Annotated in this window: 17 protein-coding genes; 13 read left to right on the plus strand and 4 right to left on the minus strand. The window is 62.4% G+C overall.

Going from position 1 to position 14411, the window contains the following annotated elements; translation table 11 throughout:
• Positions 1 to 132: 132 nt before the first annotated feature.
• Positions 133 to 888: an SDR family NAD(P)-dependent oxidoreductase gene (locus NKH42_RS05070; RefSeq protein ID WP_352476622.1), complete on the minus strand. Its 756-nt coding sequence runs from the start codon at positions 886 to 888 to the stop codon at positions 133 to 135.
• Between the two features lie 188 nt (positions 889 to 1076).
• On the opposite strand from NKH42_RS05070, the gene NKH42_RS05075 reads away from it, so the two are divergent.
• From NKH42_RS05075 to NKH42_RS05100, 6 genes are all read left to right on the plus strand, one after another.
• A complete protein-coding gene (locus tag NKH42_RS05075) occupies positions 1077 to 1649 on the plus strand; it encodes a L,D-transpeptidase (RefSeq protein WP_352505257.1) in 573 nt (190 codons plus the stop codon).
• Between the two features lie 199 nt (positions 1650 to 1848).
• Positions 1849 to 1983, plus strand: a complete 135-nt coding sequence (locus NKH42_RS05080; protein ID WP_254820414.1) for an ABC transporter — start codon at positions 1849 to 1851, stop codon at positions 1981 to 1983.
• Positions 1984 to 2131: 148 nt separating this feature from the next.
• Positions 2132 to 2704, plus strand: a complete 573-nt coding sequence (locus NKH42_RS05085) for a hypothetical protein (RefSeq protein WP_254820425.1) — start codon at positions 2132 to 2134, stop codon at positions 2702 to 2704.
• Positions 2705 to 2904: 200 nt separating this feature from the next.
• On the plus strand, positions 2905 to 3492 hold the full coding sequence (locus tag NKH42_RS05090; protein WP_254820426.1) for a protein-S-isoprenylcysteine O-methyltransferase: 588 nt from the start codon (positions 2905 to 2907) through the stop codon (positions 3490 to 3492).
• A gap of 10 nt (positions 3493 to 3502) precedes the next feature.
• Positions 3503 to 4282: a hypothetical protein gene (locus NKH42_RS05095; protein ID WP_352689759.1), complete on the plus strand. Its 780-nt coding sequence runs from the start codon at positions 3503 to 3505 to the stop codon at positions 4280 to 4282.
• Positions 4279 to 5169 (plus strand): SDR family NAD(P)-dependent oxidoreductase, encoded by an 891-nt coding sequence (locus NKH42_RS05100; RefSeq protein WP_352505256.1) that lies wholly within the window; start codon positions 4279 to 4281, stop codon positions 5167 to 5169. The genes NKH42_RS05095 and NKH42_RS05100 overlap by 4 nt, the downstream gene beginning before the upstream one ends.
• A gap of 367 nt (positions 5170 to 5536) precedes the next feature.
• On the opposite strand, the gene NKH42_RS05105 is transcribed toward NKH42_RS05100, so the two are convergent.
• Positions 5537 to 6454 (minus strand): LysR substrate-binding domain-containing protein, encoded by a 918-nt coding sequence (locus tag NKH42_RS05105; RefSeq protein ID WP_352505255.1) that lies wholly within the window; start codon positions 6452 to 6454, stop codon positions 5537 to 5539.
• 121 nt (positions 6455 to 6575) lie between these two features.
• On the opposite strand from NKH42_RS05105, the gene NKH42_RS05110 reads away from it, so the two are divergent.
• The 7 genes from NKH42_RS05110 (at position 6576) to NKH42_RS05140 (ending at position 12126) form a co-directional block, all read left to right on the plus strand.
• A complete protein-coding gene (locus NKH42_RS05110; protein ID WP_352973970.1) occupies positions 6576 to 7895 on the plus strand; it encodes an MFS transporter in 1320 nt (439 codons plus the stop codon).
• 107 nt (positions 7896 to 8002) lie between these two features.
• Positions 8003 to 9187 (plus strand): cell wall hydrolase, encoded by a 1185-nt coding sequence (locus NKH42_RS05115; RefSeq protein WP_352505253.1) that lies wholly within the window; start codon positions 8003 to 8005, stop codon positions 9185 to 9187.
• A gap of 255 nt (positions 9188 to 9442) precedes the next feature.
• Positions 9443 to 9841: an AtpZ/AtpI family protein gene (locus tag NKH42_RS05120; RefSeq protein WP_352505252.1), complete on the plus strand. Its 399-nt coding sequence runs from the start codon at positions 9443 to 9445 to the stop codon at positions 9839 to 9841.
• Positions 9842 to 9911: 70 nt separating this feature from the next.
• Positions 9912 to 10670: a F0F1 ATP synthase subunit A gene (locus NKH42_RS05125; protein WP_352505251.1), complete on the plus strand. Its 759-nt coding sequence runs from the start codon at positions 9912 to 9914 to the stop codon at positions 10668 to 10670.
• A 66-nt stretch (positions 10671 to 10736) separates the two neighbouring features.
• Positions 10737 to 10961 (plus strand): F0F1 ATP synthase subunit C, encoded by a 225-nt coding sequence (locus NKH42_RS05130; protein WP_254820421.1) that lies wholly within the window; start codon positions 10737 to 10739, stop codon positions 10959 to 10961.
• Positions 10962 to 11042: 81 nt separating this feature from the next.
• A complete protein-coding gene (locus NKH42_RS05135) occupies positions 11043 to 11624 on the plus strand; it encodes a F0F1 ATP synthase subunit B (RefSeq protein ID WP_352505250.1) in 582 nt (193 codons plus the stop codon).
• A 10-nt stretch (positions 11625 to 11634) separates the two neighbouring features.
• Positions 11635 to 12126, plus strand: coding sequence for a F0F1 ATP synthase subunit B (locus NKH42_RS05140; RefSeq protein ID WP_352505249.1), 492 nt, complete (start codon positions 11635 to 11637; stop codon positions 12124 to 12126).
• 260 nt (positions 12127 to 12386) lie between these two features.
• Here NKH42_RS05140 and rnhB read toward each other — a convergent pair whose 3' ends face one another.
• Positions 12387 to 13082, minus strand: a complete 696-nt coding sequence (gene rnhB, locus NKH42_RS05145; protein WP_352505248.1) for a ribonuclease HII — start codon at positions 13080 to 13082, stop codon at positions 12387 to 12389.
• A gap of 168 nt (positions 13083 to 13250) precedes the next feature.
• On the minus strand, positions 13251 to 14405 hold the full coding sequence (locus NKH42_RS05150; protein WP_352505247.1) for a PA0069 family radical SAM protein: 1155 nt from the start codon (positions 14403 to 14405) through the stop codon (positions 13251 to 13253).
• Positions 14406 to 14411: the final 6 nt, after the last annotated feature.

A 14411-nucleotide genomic window follows, 5' to 3' on the forward strand; every position in this document is an offset into this window, starting at 1 on the left:
CCGCTACCGGGTCGGGCTCGGCCTCCTTGCGATGCAGGAACAGCGCCATCTTGGGCAAGGCGGGCAGCCCGGCGATCTCCGGCGCGTCATCGCCCAGAGGGTGGCCGGCGCGAGTGGGGGCAGCCTCTGCACCTAATGGGCAGTGTAGGCTCCGTCCACCAGATGGTAGCTCCCAGTGATAAAGCTGGCCTGGTCGGACAAGAGGAAGCATACAAGAGCCGCTACCTCTTCCGGTTTCCCGCGCCTGCCCATCGGCTGAAGACCTGCCATGCGCCGGCTGGCTAATGCCTCCATTTGCTCCGATAAAAGCGGCGTTTCGATCCAGCCGGGGCCGACTACATTGATCCGGATGCCCATCCTGGCATATTCGATCGCCGCAACTTTGGTTAGTCCAACGACCCCGTGTTTCGCTGCCGTGTAAGCGGACGCAGTTGGCAAGCCGACGGAACCGAGGACGGAGGACATGTTCACGATGGCGCCTCCGCCTCGATCCAGCATCGCGGCGATTTCGTACTTCATGCTGTAGAAAACGCCATTTAGATTGACGTTTATCAGCTTGTGCCAGTTGTCGAGCGGATAGTCTGCCGTGGCTTTTCGAATGCCGTCGATACCTGCATTGTTTACCGCCATATCCAGTCCGCCGCATTTCTGGACAGTGAACTCGATCAGCTTTTCCACGGCTGCCGCATCCGTGACATCTACCGCAAAGTCGTAGGCCCTGCCGCCTTGCGAGCTTATTTCGGCGGCTCTGCAGTGCGCGGCCTCGGCATCAAGGTCGGCGACAACAATCTCGGCTCCTTCTTGCGCGAGTTGCCGTGAAACAGCCGCCCCTATTCCGGAGCCTGCGCCGGTCACAATCGCGACTTTACCATGGAAGTCAGGCTTCATCGTCTCTGTCCTATGCCAATTTTGACATAACCGAACAGAGGCAGACGGTTATCGCAAGAAGTTTCGCTCCAATTCGCTTGTCAATCCTGTGAATTCATTTTGCCACCACACAGCGAGACTTGGCGCGCAGGCCTTGGAATGGTAGAGACGAGGGCGGCGGTAGATGACCAGTTTCCTAGCAGGTACAAATGGAAGAACACCACATTGCGCGCCGGGGGCTCGTGCTGGGTAGTCTGGCTCTGATGGTCTCCGGATGTACGTCGATTTCATCCGCGTTCGGACCAAGGCGTGGCCTGAATCCTCGTTACCGACGACAGCACGTGCGGTACGACGGAAACGAGCCGGCCGGAACGATCGTCGTCGATACTTCGCAACGCTTTCTCTATGCCGTCGAGACGGACGGGTGGGCGACGCGCTACGGCGTTGGCGTCGGCGAGCAGGGACTTTCGTTCAAGGGTACAGCGACCGTCGGCCGCAAGGCGGACTGGCCGTCGTGGACACCCACCGCCAGCATGATGCAGCGCAAGCCGCGCCTGGTGAAGTATGCAGGGGGGGTCCCTGGCGGACCAAACAACCCGCTTGGTGCGCGTGCCCTTTATCTCTATCAAGACGGGCGCGACACCCACTTCCGGATACATGGTACAAACGAGCCATGGACGATAGGCACAGCGGTATCGAACGGGTGCATCCGTATGATAAATGACGACGTCATTGACCTCTACGACCGTACTCCTTTGGGCACGACGGTGGTGGTTGTTTGATGGTGGGCAGGCCTGATCTCCGTTGCATGGTGAACCCTGCCAGCACGTCACCGCAAAGGTGCCGCCGGCAACTGGATGCCAACTGTGTCATTTCTGCACTAGGCGTTGGTGTAGATCGCAGCTAACTTGGTGGGGCTGCATATCGTTTTAGTTGTGGCGATTCTATAGGCTATTCCGCCCCCGGGGAAAGGATTGCTTGATGAACAGGATATTGGTTGCAATGGTTGCTGTGCTCGCCGTTGCCAGCCTGAGCGGCTGCGCGAACGACTGGATCGGCAAAGGAAAGGGTAAGGCTCCGGCACCCGCTCCGGTAGAGGAACCAGTGATTAAGTAAGGACCGGCTTGTATGGGGAAGGGGTGCCAAGCCCTTCCCCATGCATACGCAGCCGGGGCTTTGGCCGGCTTCATAGCGTCCGGCGCGGTTGGCGGGCATAGGCCGTTATTAGGTCTGTGCATTGTGAAGTTCGGGAATGGACGCGGCGATGACGCTTGTAAGTAGCCGTCTCTTGCTTGTGGCATTGGTGGCCCTCCCGGCAGCGGCATGTCAGACGAAAGACCTGCCGCCCCAGCCGAATTTCGTATCTTATGCCGATGGCGGAGCTGCGCCTAAAAAAAACGACGAGCGGTACTTCATCGAGTTCCGCTCCCGCTACGCCCTAAGCTACGGCCACACCTACGCAGTTTTTGGGCGCCTGGACCGGGCCGGGAGAATGATCGATCCCCAAGTCGCGGGCCTTCACCCGGCTTCGAACAGTGCGGTTCCCTATGTTCTGGGCCATATCGTGCCGGTGCCAGCCGAAACCGGGTGGAGCGACGGTGATCTGGAAGAACCATACAGATCCGCAAGCTGGCGAATCATATTGACCCGGGCCGAATACGACAAAGTCGTTGCCTACATCCGCAAGCTGCAGGCGAGCTCGCATGTCTGGCAGGCGACGGTCTTGAACTGCAACGGCTTCGTGGCGGACATCGCTCATTCCATGGGATATAAGACTCCCGCCATTCAGCTCCGGCCGCAACAATTCATAACCGAGCTTCGGGAGATGAATACATAACCAAGATTCGAGGGATGAATGGGACCGAATGCGATCGGTACTGCCCCTCCGGCTTTCGCGTGTGCGGACTAACTCGGAGAGGATCGCTGCGCCTGAAGGTAGGCCGGTGACGAAATCGAGGCGATGGGTGAAGTGGCCATACTCAGGGGCAGCTGCTACAGTCGCGATCGCAGAAAGGGCGCTGGTGACCTGAAGTGACCATTGCTTTAGCCTCACTTGGCGAGATCATATGGGTGATCGGCATCGTCGCTTGGTACGTGATCCGGTATCCCTTCGAGCGCCGGGCAAGGCGCGTGCGAATAGTAGCTGGCGGCCGCTCAAGTTCCGACACCGTCGGGCTTGCATCGGCTCTCCTTGGCCTGGCGATCCTGCCTGGCTTCTATGTCGCCACCGGCATCCCCGCAGCGGCTGATCATCCGGCCAGCGTGTGGTCGGTGGCGCTCGGAACCATCATCTTCTGCTCAGCGCTGTGGATTTTTCGCTTATCCCACAAGGAACTTGGCCGTAACTGGTCGATTACGCTCGAGATTCGCGAACGGCATGAACTGGTCAGCGCCGGGCCATACGCCTTGGTCCGTCACCCTATGTACACCTCTTTCCTGCTTATGGGGCTCGGCCAGCTCTTTCTGCTGCCGAACTGGGTTGCGGGCATATCGGGTTTGGTTGGTTTCGCAGTCCTTTTCCTGCTGAGAGTGGATAAGGAAGAGCGTATGATGCTGGAGAATTTAGGCTCGCAATACCGTGTCTATATGGAAAGGACCAAGCGAATATTCCCTTATCTTTATTAGAGGTCGTTTTATGCGAGGCCGAGCCCTCAAGCTTTCCGCGCCCCGGCGCCTTGTTGGCGACCTGATGAGGTTTTCGATCGGCGTGCCACGGGTCGCGGTGCAGCGTCAGATGAATCTCGGCCCACTCGTAAGGGCTAGAATGGCGCAGCAGACCAGGCCCTCGTGGACCGCGATCTTCCTGAAAGGGTATGCGCTTCTTGCCCTAGAGACCCCGGAGTTGCGGCGCGCCTATGTCAAGTTGCCCTGGCCGCAGCTTTACGAGTATCCGGCAAGCGTAGCCTCGATTGCCCACGAGCGCGAATATGATGGCGAGCCGGCCGTTCTGCTGAGCTGCATCAAATGCCCGGAGCGCTACTCCATCACGGAACTTGAGCGATCCATCCACGCGGCTCGATCACGGCCGATCCAGGAGGTCCCGGAGTTTCGGCGTGCCTTGCGGATGGCAGGTGCGCCCGCGCCAGTCAGGTGGCTGCTTATGTGGCTAGGGTTGAACATCGCCCGGCAAAGGGCAAATTACTTCGGTACCTTCCAACTGTCCGTCTATTCTGGTCTCGGTGCGGAATCACTCAACCCGCTGACACCACTGACCACCCTTCTAAACTACGGTCCGATCGGCAAAGACGGATCGGTGAATGTCCGCATCCACTACGATCACCGGGTCATGGATGGAGCGAACGTCGCACGAGCACTGGAGAGATTCGAAAAGATTCTGAACGGCACTGTCGCCAATGAAGTGGTGCTGCTCGGTCAAGGTGTTTCCGCTCCTGCAAGACAGAGGAATGCGAAGTGATTTCGCACTGTGAATTCCGGCCAGCTATCGTCGTGATTGGCGGCTCGGGTGGAATTGGCCGGGCGATTGCGAGCGTCGCTGCAAGGGAGCGCGGTGCGGTTGTGCTGGTTGCCCGCTCACCTGAGGGTTTGGCCGCCGCGGCGTCTGAGGTTAGGGAGGCGGGCGGCGAGGCATTCACGCTCGAGTTGGATCTCGTGGCAGGCGATGCGCCAACGCGCCTGGAGGGCTTTCTGTCCGCACACGGCCTGGTCTGTGATGTCCTGGTCAACAGCGCCGGGTACGGCCTGCGGGGCGCGACGACGGCGCTGCCTATTGATGGTCAACTCGGCATCATCGATCTCAATATACATTCCCTCACAGAACTGACCCTTCATTTTCTGCCGGGAATGGTGGCACGCCGACGGGGCGGGGTGCTCAATCTCAGTTCCGTGGCCGGGTTCGTTCCCGGGCCTTATATGGCTCTGTACTTCGCTAGCAAAGCTTTCGTGCGCTTCTTCTCAGAGGCGCTTCACCAGGAATTGCGCCGAACCGGTGTGACGGTCACATGCGTTGCACCAGGCCCGGTGTCCACGGAGTTTCTCGCAAGATCAGGCGCCAATCAGACGGTGCTCTTCAACATCTTGCCCAAGGTGGATCCGAAGTATGTGGCCGAACAGGCGTGGCGAGCGTTCAAATCCGGTCGTCGCCTCGTCGTACCGGGAATCTCGGGTAAGTTGGCTGCCCTTGTGGCAGCGCTCCTGCCTTCCGCGGCGCTGCTGCCCCTGGTCGGCCGGCTGCAACGCGGCGGCAATGATCAATGTCCTTGCGGTTCAGGTATGAAGTTCAAGAAATGCTGCGGTACCCGCCAGATTCAGCTACGCCGGGGCCCTCGGGGAATTATCCCCTGACCGGACCAGCACGTCACCGAAAAACCTCATTGAAACAAGAGACCGCTCGCCGATGACGGGCGTAAAGTAAGCATGTTGGTAGCATAGAGGCGAGGCTTTCGATATGCCCGGCGCGCCGATCCGCATCGCTTGCGCACCTCGGACACCTGTTCGCCGGCCGGGAGAGATTGGCCGTTCCCTCCGCTTTTAGCCAATCTCCGACGCCGAAAGACGGGTGGGACGGCGAAGCTGCTAATCTCCCCCTCGAGCGGCCCTCGAGGGGGAGATATCCGGCAGGACAGAGGGGCGCGCGAGGGATCGCCAGCATTACTGCTTCTTCGACCGACTAAGTTATGGAGCGCCCTGCGCCCCTTTCGGCTCGTCTGCGCTAAGCCGCTTTCCTCAGACCATCCGCGTCGCCACTTCCCGGCAACGCTTCCAGCGCCGCCTGCAGCAGGATGTCGCCAAGCCGCGCCGCTATCGGATCGGGCTCGGCCTCCTTGCGGTGCAGGAACAGCGCCATCTTGGGCAAGGCGGGCAGCCCGGCGATCTCCGGCGTCATCGCCCTGACGCTGGCCGGCAGGCCGATATCGGTGCGGATCGTCAGTCCGAGCCCGGCGGCGACGGCTGCCCAGATGCCGCCAAGGCTGGGGCTGGAGAAGGCCATCCGCCATGCCAGGCCGGCGCGGTCCAGCGTTTCGGTCGCCACGCTGCGCAGCAGGCACGGCGCTTCGAGCGCCACCAGCGGCAACGGCTCGCCATCGCGCAGGCAGGTCTCGATCTGTTTTGCCGGGCCGATCCAGCGCATCTGGACGTCGGCGAGATTCCGGCTGTAGGGCAGCGTCGCGCCATTGTGCCAGGCAAGCGCGATATCGACGCTGCCCGAAATGATCCTTTCGGCAAGCTCATGGCTGCGCGCGATCCTGGCCTCGATCTTGACCTTGGGATGGGCGCGGGCGAAGCGCCCGAGCACATCCGGCAGCACCGCCTCGCCGAAATCCTCCTGTAGCCCAAGCCGTACCCAACCCTCCAGCTCGACATCGTGGATGGCGGAGGCGGCCTCGTCATTGAGCTCGATCAGCCGGCGCGCGTAGCCGAGCATGGTCTCGCCCGCGTCCGTCAGCGCCAGGCCACGCCCAGATTTGCGGAAGATCGGCGTCGCCGCCTGCTCCTCCAGCTTCTTCAATTGCGCACTGATTGCCGACGTCGAGCGGCCGAGCCGGTCGGCGGCCTTGGCGAAGCTGCCCAGCTCCATGCCGGTAATGAAGCTGCGCAGAACTTCGAGATCGAATGTCACGCGTCGCATAGCGATAATCCTGATATTTAGGACATTATGTGAAAAACTTCCTGATATTCAGTACGAAGTTATGGCGGTAGAGAGAGCGCGTCAAGACCCGAACGCAACCAGCGCATGCAGGAGCTGAACCATGTCCGCTGTCGACACACGAGCAGATTGCAAACCGCTTCGCCCGGCCGCCGTTACCACCCTGTCAGAGGCGGCGGTGCTTCGACCCAATCATCGCTGGAAGGTGCTGGGTATCGGCGTCGCCGCCAACGCCTGCTTCTCCGCGACATTCTCCGGCATTCCGGCCACGGCGGTGTTCCTACGCTCGGGCTATCATCTCTCCAATGGCGAGCTCGGTCTGGCGCTTGGCCTTCTCGGCTTGGGCGTGGCGCTGAGCGAATTGCCGTGGGGGCTGCTGACCGATCGCTGGGGCGACCGCCGCGTGCTGCTGACCGGGCTCGGCGCAACCGCGTTGTGGCTGCTCGTCATGGCCGCGCTGGTCGTGCCGTCACCAGCCCAAATTCCCGGCGTCGCGCTTCTCGCCGCTGCCCTGCTGGTCACCGGATTGCTCGGCGGCAGCGTCAACGGCTCCAGCGGCCGCGCCATCATGGCCTGGTTCGGCGAAGGCGAGCGTGGCTTTGCCATGAGCATCAGGCAGACGGCGGTGCCGCTTGGCGGCGGGCTTGGCGCGCTGGTGCTGCCGTCGCTCGCTTCGGCCCATGGCTTCACGGCGGTCTTCGGACTTCTGGCGGCTGCATCCGCCGTCTCGACCTCACTCGCCTGGCGCTGGCTGCATCAGCCGCCGGCGCACGACCATGCCCATTCGAGCAGCGCGGCAAAGCCGGCCGGCCCCGCGCCGCTGCGCAACCCGGCCGTCTGGCGCATCGCGACAGCCATCGGCCTGCTGTGCTTCCCACAGGTGGCCGTGCTCACCTTTGCTTCCGTCTTCCTGCATGATTTTGCCGGCATGGGAACAGTCGTGATCAGCGCCAGCCTGGGTGCCGTGCAGGTCGGCGCCATGGTCATGCGCGTCTGGAGCGGCCGCTATACCGACCGTCACGGCAACCGCCGGTCGTTCCTGCGTCTGTGCAGCATGCTGAGCGTGGCCGCCTTCGCCGTGCTTGCGGCGCTCGTCTTGTTTTCGGCCCAATTCTTGTCAGGCCAAGCGCCGATGCTGTCGCCGGCGATCGTTGCGATGCTCGTCGTGGCCGGCATCTGCGTCTCCTCCTGGCACGGCGTCGCCTACACCGAGCTTGCGACGCTGGCCGGCGCCAGCCAGGCCGGAACGGCGCTCGGCCTTGCCAACAGTCTGGTCTTCATTGCCTTTTTCCTGGTGCCGATCGCCATTCCGGGGCTTCTCGTGCTCTGCTCGTGGCCAGGCGTCTGGCTGGGTGCGGCTATTTGCGCGCTGATCGCCTGGCCGATCTTTCTTCCGCCAACGGACAGCCGCAAAAGCGCCTGACTTCGACACGAGATGGGAAAACAAGGTTCTAAGCTGTTAACGCCCCATCAAGGTTAATGCATCATTGTAGCTCTCCAGTGGGGTCCGTTGCGTTTCTGGAGAGTTCCGTGCATCGACGTGTTTTGACGCGGCTTGTCGCCGCCGCCGGTGAGAAAAAGCGTTCCTTCCTGTCTCCGTTTATTATTGGCCTTGGCATCTGGATCGGCTTTCCGAGTGTCGTTGCCTATCAGGACATGACAAGCCTGGTCTCCGGTCTTGAGGCGCCGAGCGTCCGCTGGAACGCCTATGTCGAGAAATCCGTCGCCGGCTCCGTTCACGCCGCCGAAATGCCCTTCCTCGATTCCAGCAGCACCGGCTCGCTCTCCGGCTCCGGCGTCCAACTGCCCGGCATCGGCGCCGTCTCGTTTCGCGGCAAGGGCGGCATCGCCGGCACGACGCCGGACGAGAACCGTATCACGCGTGCCGACAAGAAGGGCCGCATCATCGAGGTCTCGCCCGTCTCGCCGCCGAAGAACTTCAACGCCGGCTCGATCTTCGAGCGAACCTCCTCGCTGCTGCGCCCAAGCATGGACAGCGGCCTGAGGATGGCCTTCGCCAAGCCCGAGATCAAAGGCAAGGAAATTCAGATCGCGGCCTCCTTCCACACGCGCGTCGACAAGAAGCCGGATTCCGGCGTGCCGGCGATGCTTGCCGCGCTGGTCAACAACGATCATCCCGACGTGCTGGCGACCGCCTATGCCTCGTCTGCCCCCGATTACGCCAAGGCGTCGCCTTTCGAGGCCTTGCTGCAGGACGAGGACCCGAACGATGGCCGCTTCATTCCGCCCCTGAGCAAGGGCGATCATTCTTGGATGCAGACGCCGCTGCCGGCGAGCGTCTTTTCCAAACCGGAGCAGGCCTGTCTCGCCAACGGCATCTATTTCGAGGCGCGCGGCGAGTCCGTGCGCGGCCAGGCCGCCGTCGCCCAGGTCATCCTCAACCGTGTCCGAAACCCGGCCTATCCGAACTCGATCTGCGGCGTTGTCTACCAGAACGACAACTGGTTCAACCGCTGTCAGTTTTCCTTCGCCTGCGACGGCAGGAAGAAGCGGATCGACAACCCCGCTGCCTACAAGACCGCTCAGGATGTCGCCATGGCCGTCACAGCCGGCAAGATCTTCATTCCGGAAGTCGGCTCGTCGACCCATTATTACGCCAACTACGTCCATCCGGGCTGGGCGCGGACGATGCAGAAAATGACCAGGATCGGCCTGCACATCTTCTACCGCACCTATGGCGGCGGCTGGAGCTAAGCGCTCTGGCGGCCCTTGCATCTTTCCCGCGAGAGCGGCCGATGGAAGACGCATCGCCGTGGGGATTCGGCCGCAGCCCGCCGGAGACCGCGTCGGGCACGATGTCGCACCCAGGCAAGTAGCTGATTCATAACGAAAAAATACTTGAGCTCGAAGGTCCGCCCGTGGCTTGACGGGCGCGGACCCTCTAACTATGTTGCCGGCGACTTTAAGAAGCGGACGGACGGTAACGGTCTGACCGGGCAGGGGGGTTGCGTGGCCGACAAGAATGGGCCAGACGGAACCGGCAAAACCGGCCGCGGCAAGCAGCATGAAGCCGACATCCGCGACGACGATCTTGAGCGCCGCCGGCGCGACCTTGAAGCATCGCTTGCGACAAGGCGGCCGGATCGGCTCGAGGGGAAAGACGACGCGAAAACGGGCAGTGTGGCCGGGTACGGCCAGGCGCTCAAGCTGTCCAGCGAGTTCATCGCCGGGATAGTGGTCGGTGCGGCTCTCGGCTGGTTTATCGATCGCGTGGCGGGGATATCGCCATGGGGTCTGATAGTCGGGCTGCTGCTGGGTTTTGGCGCCGGCGTGCTCAATGTCCTGCGTTCAGCCGGGCTTGTGTCGGAATTCGGAACGGGCGACAAACCGCGCGATCCGAAAGAATGAATTGAGGCGCCGCATGCCGGCGCATTGAACAGAATGCTGAAGCCGTCTGCGGCTTTGATGGGGATTTAAAGTGGCTGCTGACAAGGTCGATCCGATCCACCAGTTCCAGATCCATCCGATCATTCCGATTCACATCGGCGGCTATGACCTGTCTTTCACCAATTCGGCTCTGTTCATGCTTGCGACGGTTGCCGTCGCGGCGGCGTTTCTCTATCTCAGCACATCGAGCCGCAGCCTGGTTCCGGGCCGCCTTCAGTCGGTCTCGGAAATGGCCTATGAATTTGTCGGCAATATGCTGAGGGACGCCGCGGGCACGCAGGGCATGAAGTTCTTCCCCTTCGTGTTCTCGCTGTTCATGTTCGTGCTTGTCGCCAACCTGCTTGGCCTGTTCCCGTATTTCTTCACCGTCACCAGCCACATCATCGTCACTTTCGGCCTCGCCGCGCTGGTGATCGGAACGGTTGTCGTCTACGGCTTCACCAAGCACGGCGTTGGCTTCCTGAAGCTGTTCGTCCCGCATGGCGTGCCGGTCTACCTGCTGCCGCTGGTGGTGCTTATCGAGGTGATTTCCTTCGTCTCACGTCCGGTCAGCCTGTCGGTTCGTCTGTTCGCCAACATGCTCGCCGGTCACATTACGCTGAAAGTGTTCTCGGGCTTTGTCGTCAGCCTGAGCGCGCTCGGCGCGGTCGGCGTGGCGGGTTCGGTTCTGCCGCTGGCGATGGCCGTGGCGCTGACGGCGCTTGAGTTGCTGGTCGCGTTCCTGCAGGCCTACGTCTTTGCCGTGCTGACCTGCATGTATCTCAACGACGCCCTGCATCCCGGGCACTAACTAGGTTCCGGCATTGCCGCCGGATCGAATTTGCAACGGAATTTTAGATCCAAAGGAGTTGAACAAATGGACGCAGAAGCAGCAAAGTACATCGGCGCCGGCATCGCATGCCTCGGCATGGGCGGCGCGGGCGTTGGCCTCGGCAACATCTTCGGCAGCTATCTGGCGGGCGCGCTGCGCAACCCGTCGGCCGCCGACGGCCAGTTCGGCCGTCTGATTTTCGGCTTCGCCGTGACCGAAGCGCTGGGTATTTTCTCGCTTCTCATCGCGCTTCTCGCCCTGTTCGGCTGAATATTTGTTCGGCTGAACATTGGGAAGAATTGAACAGGCCGGCCGCGATCCTGCGGCGGGACTGAATTTCGGGGATAGTCCATGTTCGTGACATCTGCCTTTGCGCAAGAGTCCGCGCCCGCCGCAACGGAAGCCGACGCGCACGCCGCCACCGGCGTGCCTGCCGAGGCGCACGGCACGTTCCCGCCATTCAATCCGGCAACGTACCCGTCACAGCTGGTGTGGCTGGCAATCACTTTCGGGCTGTTCTACCTCTTCTTGAAACGGGTAGTGATGCCGCGCGTCGGCGGCATCATCGACGTTCGCAACGACCGCATCACGCAGGATCTCGATCATGCTGCCCGGTTGAAAAGCGAGGCCGATGCCGCCGTTGCCGCCTATGAGCAGGAATTGGCGGAAGCCAAGGGCAAGGCCAATGCGATCGGTCAGCAGGCCAACGATGCGGCCAAGGCGGAAGCCGAAGCTGCCCGCAAGACGATCGAGGCAGCGCTTGACCAGAAGCTTGGCGAGGCCGAGGCGCGTATTTCTTCCATCAAGGCCAATGCCATGAAGGAAGTCGGCACGATCGCCGAGGACACCGCTTCGGCCATCGTCGAGGCGCTTGTCGGCGGCAAGGCCAGCAAGGCCGAAATCGCGGCCGCGGTCAAATCCGTGGCCGGGTGAGGAGCGCATCATGGACGCCACATCTCTCGCGACGCTTTGGGCAACGGTTGCCCTCGTAATCTTCCTCGGCATCGCCATCTACATCAAGGTGCCGGGCATGATCGCCAAGGCGCTCGATGCGCGGGCCGACAAGATCAGCTCCGAGCTCGAGGAGGCGCGCCGGTTGCGCGAAGAGGCACAGCAACTGCTTGGCCAATACCAGCGCAAGCGCAAGGAAGCCGAGCAGGAGGCGGCGGCCATCGTTGCCGCCGCCAAGCGTGAAGCCGACATGCTTGCCGCCGAGGCGCACCAGAAGACCGAGGACTATGTCGCCCGGCGCACCGCCTTGGCCGAGCAGAAGATCGGCCAGGCCGAGCGCGAAGCGATCGGCGAAGTGCGTGCCAGCGCTGTCGACATTGCGGTCGAAGCCGCGCGCGCGCTGCTGGCCGGCAAGATCGACGCCAAGGCCGGCGCCGACCTGTTCAACGCCTCCCTGCAGGATTTGAAGTCGAAACTGAATTAAGCGACTTCGTCGAGAAATTCATCGGAAGCCGCCGGGGAAACCTGGCGGCTTTTTTGTTGGCGAAAGCGGCAGAGCGCATAATCTCCCCCCTTGAGGGGGGAGATGTCGCCAAAGGCGACAGAGGGGGGCGGTACGTCCTGGCGCGACGCCACTGGGACGAAAGAGAACGTTGACGCTTCACACGAAGGCGACCCCCTCTGGCCTGCCGGCCATCTCCCCCTCAAGGGGGGAGATTGCGCGCTCAGCCGCTTTCGCCAATCTCAATCCAAACCCGAAAAACCCTCTTCCTCCAGCACCTCGGTGCCGCCGAACCGGAACGGCGCGAAGGAGGCGCGGTGCAGCCGCGCCACCGGCCCGTGCAGATCGATTGCCGTGCGATGGCGCACAGTGGCGTAGCCCATATGCAGTTCGAAGCCGTAACGCGCATGATGGCTGCCGCAGCCGCACATCATTCGGTCGCGCAACACCTTGGCGACGATCGAGGCTGCGGCGATCGACTGCGAGCGCTGGTCGCCCTTGATCAGCGCTTTGCCCTCGCAGGGCAGGCCGGGCGGCACGTCGCGGCCGTCGGCCAGTGCCAGCTTCGGCCGGATTGACAGGCCGGCCACTGCACGGCGCATCGCCTCCAGGCTGGCCCTGAGAATGTTGGAGGCATCGATGCCTTCGGCGCTGACCGAGGCCATCGACACGGCGAGTGAGGAGCCGAGGATTTTCATGAACAGCGCCTCACGCTGCAAATGCGTCAGCCGCTTGGAATCATCGAGGCCGTCGGGGATGTTGGCGGGATCGAGCACCACCGCTGCCGCCACCACCGGCCCGGCGAGTGGGCCGCGGCCGGCCTCGTCCATCCCTGCCACCGGCCAAAGGCCTTCGGCCATCGCTCTCGTTTCGAACGAGAAGTCGGGTTTCTCGACGATTTCGAAGAGAAGCGGAGAATCGGAACGCGGGCGAGCCATGGTGCGGCGAGGTTCGCATCGGCTCCGATTCTCCGCAAGTCCCCTCCGGGTCGGGCGGGGCACCGGACCAGGAGGGGGCTACCGTCTGCAAGCCCGGGGACAGGACAGGCCGGACGGGATTTTTCGCCTTCTGCGGCCGCTTCAAAGCGGCTGGCGCGAGACGCTTTGTCACAGCAGCATCAGCTGCTCGGTTGCCTTGGCAGCGGGGACGAACTGGTCGGTCCTGAGCGAGCGCCGTTCGGCATTGAGGCCGAGCCGTTTGGCGGCGATCTCGAAACGCCGGCCGATCTGCCAGGCATAGGGGCCGGAGCCTTTCATGCGCTTGCCCCATTCCGAATCGTAGTCCTTGCCGTCGCGCATCGAACGGATCAGCGACATGACGTGGCGATAGCGGTCGGGATAGTGGCGCAGCAGCCAGTCCTTGAAGATCGGCGCGACCTCCAGCGGCAGGCGCAGCAGCACATAGCCGGCTTCACGCGCGCCCGCTGCCTGCGCCGAATCGAGGATGCGCTCCATTTCCGGGTCGGTCAGTCCGGGGATGATCGGCGCGACCATCACCGAGGCCGGAATGCCGGCGTCCGAAAGCTGTCTGACCGCCTCCAGCCGCTTGGTCGGCGTCGACGCGCGCGGCTCCATCGTTCTGGCCAGCATCCTGTCCAATGTCGTCACCGACAGCGCCACCTTGGCCAACCCTCGCTCGGCCATGCGCGACAGAATGTCGATATCGCGGATCACCAGTGCCGATTTGGTGACGATGCCGACCGGATGGCCGCGCGCCTCCAGAACTTCGAGGATCTCGCGCATGATCCGGTATTGCTTCTCTATCGGCTGATAGGGATCGGTGTTGGTGCCTATGGCGATGGTGCGCGGCTGGTAATTGTCCCTGGACAATTCCTTGTCGAGCAACCGCGCCGCATCCGGCTTGGCAAACAGCTTCGATTCGAAATCCAGCCCCGGCGACAAGCCCATGAAGCTGTGCGTCGGCCGCGCGAAACAATAGACGCAGCCATGTTCGCAGCCGCGATAGGGATTGATCGAGCGGTCGAAGGAGATATCGGGCGATTCGTTGCGGGTGATGATGGTGCGCGGCTTCTCGACCTGTACCTCGGTCCTGAAGGGCGGCAGCTCCTCCAGCGAATTCCAGCCGTCATCGAACACATGCCGGCTGACCGGCTCGAAACGGCCGGACGGATTGATGCCCGCCGACCTGCCGCGATTGCGGTCCGGACGGACGCGCATGCCGCTCTGCTCGATCATCGCATTCGCCATCTCGGCCCTGCCAGCGCCGAAGGCGGCAATGTCGGCACGCACGATCTGTTCCATTTTGGC

The organism is Mesorhizobium sp. M1142 (assembly GCF_040318565.1).
In the GTDB taxonomy this organism is placed as follows: domain Bacteria; phylum Pseudomonadota; class Alphaproteobacteria; order Rhizobiales; family Rhizobiaceae; genus Mesorhizobium.

What these genes read in the sequence shown, in the direction of transcription:
- NKH42_RS05070 (WP_352476622.1), bottom strand. Translation starts at nt 888, where the DNA reads ATGAAGCCTGACTTCCATGGTAAAGTCGCGATTGTGACCGGCGCAGGC.
- NKH42_RS05075 (WP_352505257.1), top strand. Translation starts at nt 1,077, where the DNA reads ATGGAAGAACACCACATTGCGCGCCGGGGGCTCGTGCTGGGTAGTCTG.
- NKH42_RS05080 (WP_254820414.1), top strand. Translation starts at nt 1,849, where the DNA reads ATGAACAGGATATTGGTTGCAATGGTTGCTGTGCTCGCCGTTGCCAGC.
- NKH42_RS05085 (WP_254820425.1), top strand. Translation starts at nt 2,132, where the DNA reads ATGACGCTTGTAAGTAGCCGTCTCTTGCTTGTGGCATTGGTGGCCCTC.
- NKH42_RS05095 (WP_352689759.1), top strand. Translation starts at nt 3,503, where the DNA reads ATGCGAGGCCGAGCCCTCAAGCTTTCCGCGCCCCGGCGCCTTGTTGGC.
- NKH42_RS05105 (WP_352505255.1), bottom strand. Translation starts at nt 6,454, where the DNA reads ATGCGACGCGTGACATTCGATCTCGAAGTTCTGCGCAGCTTCATTACC.
- NKH42_RS05110 (WP_352973970.1), top strand. Translation starts at nt 6,576, where the DNA reads ATGTCCGCTGTCGACACACGAGCAGATTGCAAACCGCTTCGCCCGGCC.
- NKH42_RS05130 (WP_254820421.1), top strand. Translation starts at nt 10,737, where the DNA reads ATGGACGCAGAAGCAGCAAAGTACATCGGCGCCGGCATCGCATGCCTC.
- NKH42_RS05135 (WP_352505250.1), top strand. Translation starts at nt 11,043, where the DNA reads ATGTTCGTGACATCTGCCTTTGCGCAAGAGTCCGCGCCCGCCGCAACG.
- NKH42_RS05140 (WP_352505249.1), top strand. Translation starts at nt 11,635, where the DNA reads ATGGACGCCACATCTCTCGCGACGCTTTGGGCAACGGTTGCCCTCGTA.
- rnhB (WP_352505248.1), bottom strand. Translation starts at nt 13,082, where the DNA reads ATGGCTCGCCCGCGTTCCGATTCTCCGCTTCTCTTCGAAATCGTCGAG.
- NKH42_RS05150 (WP_352505247.1), bottom strand. Translation starts at nt 14,405, where the DNA reads ATGGAACAGATCGTGCGTGCCGACATTGCCGCCTTCGGCGCTGGCAGG.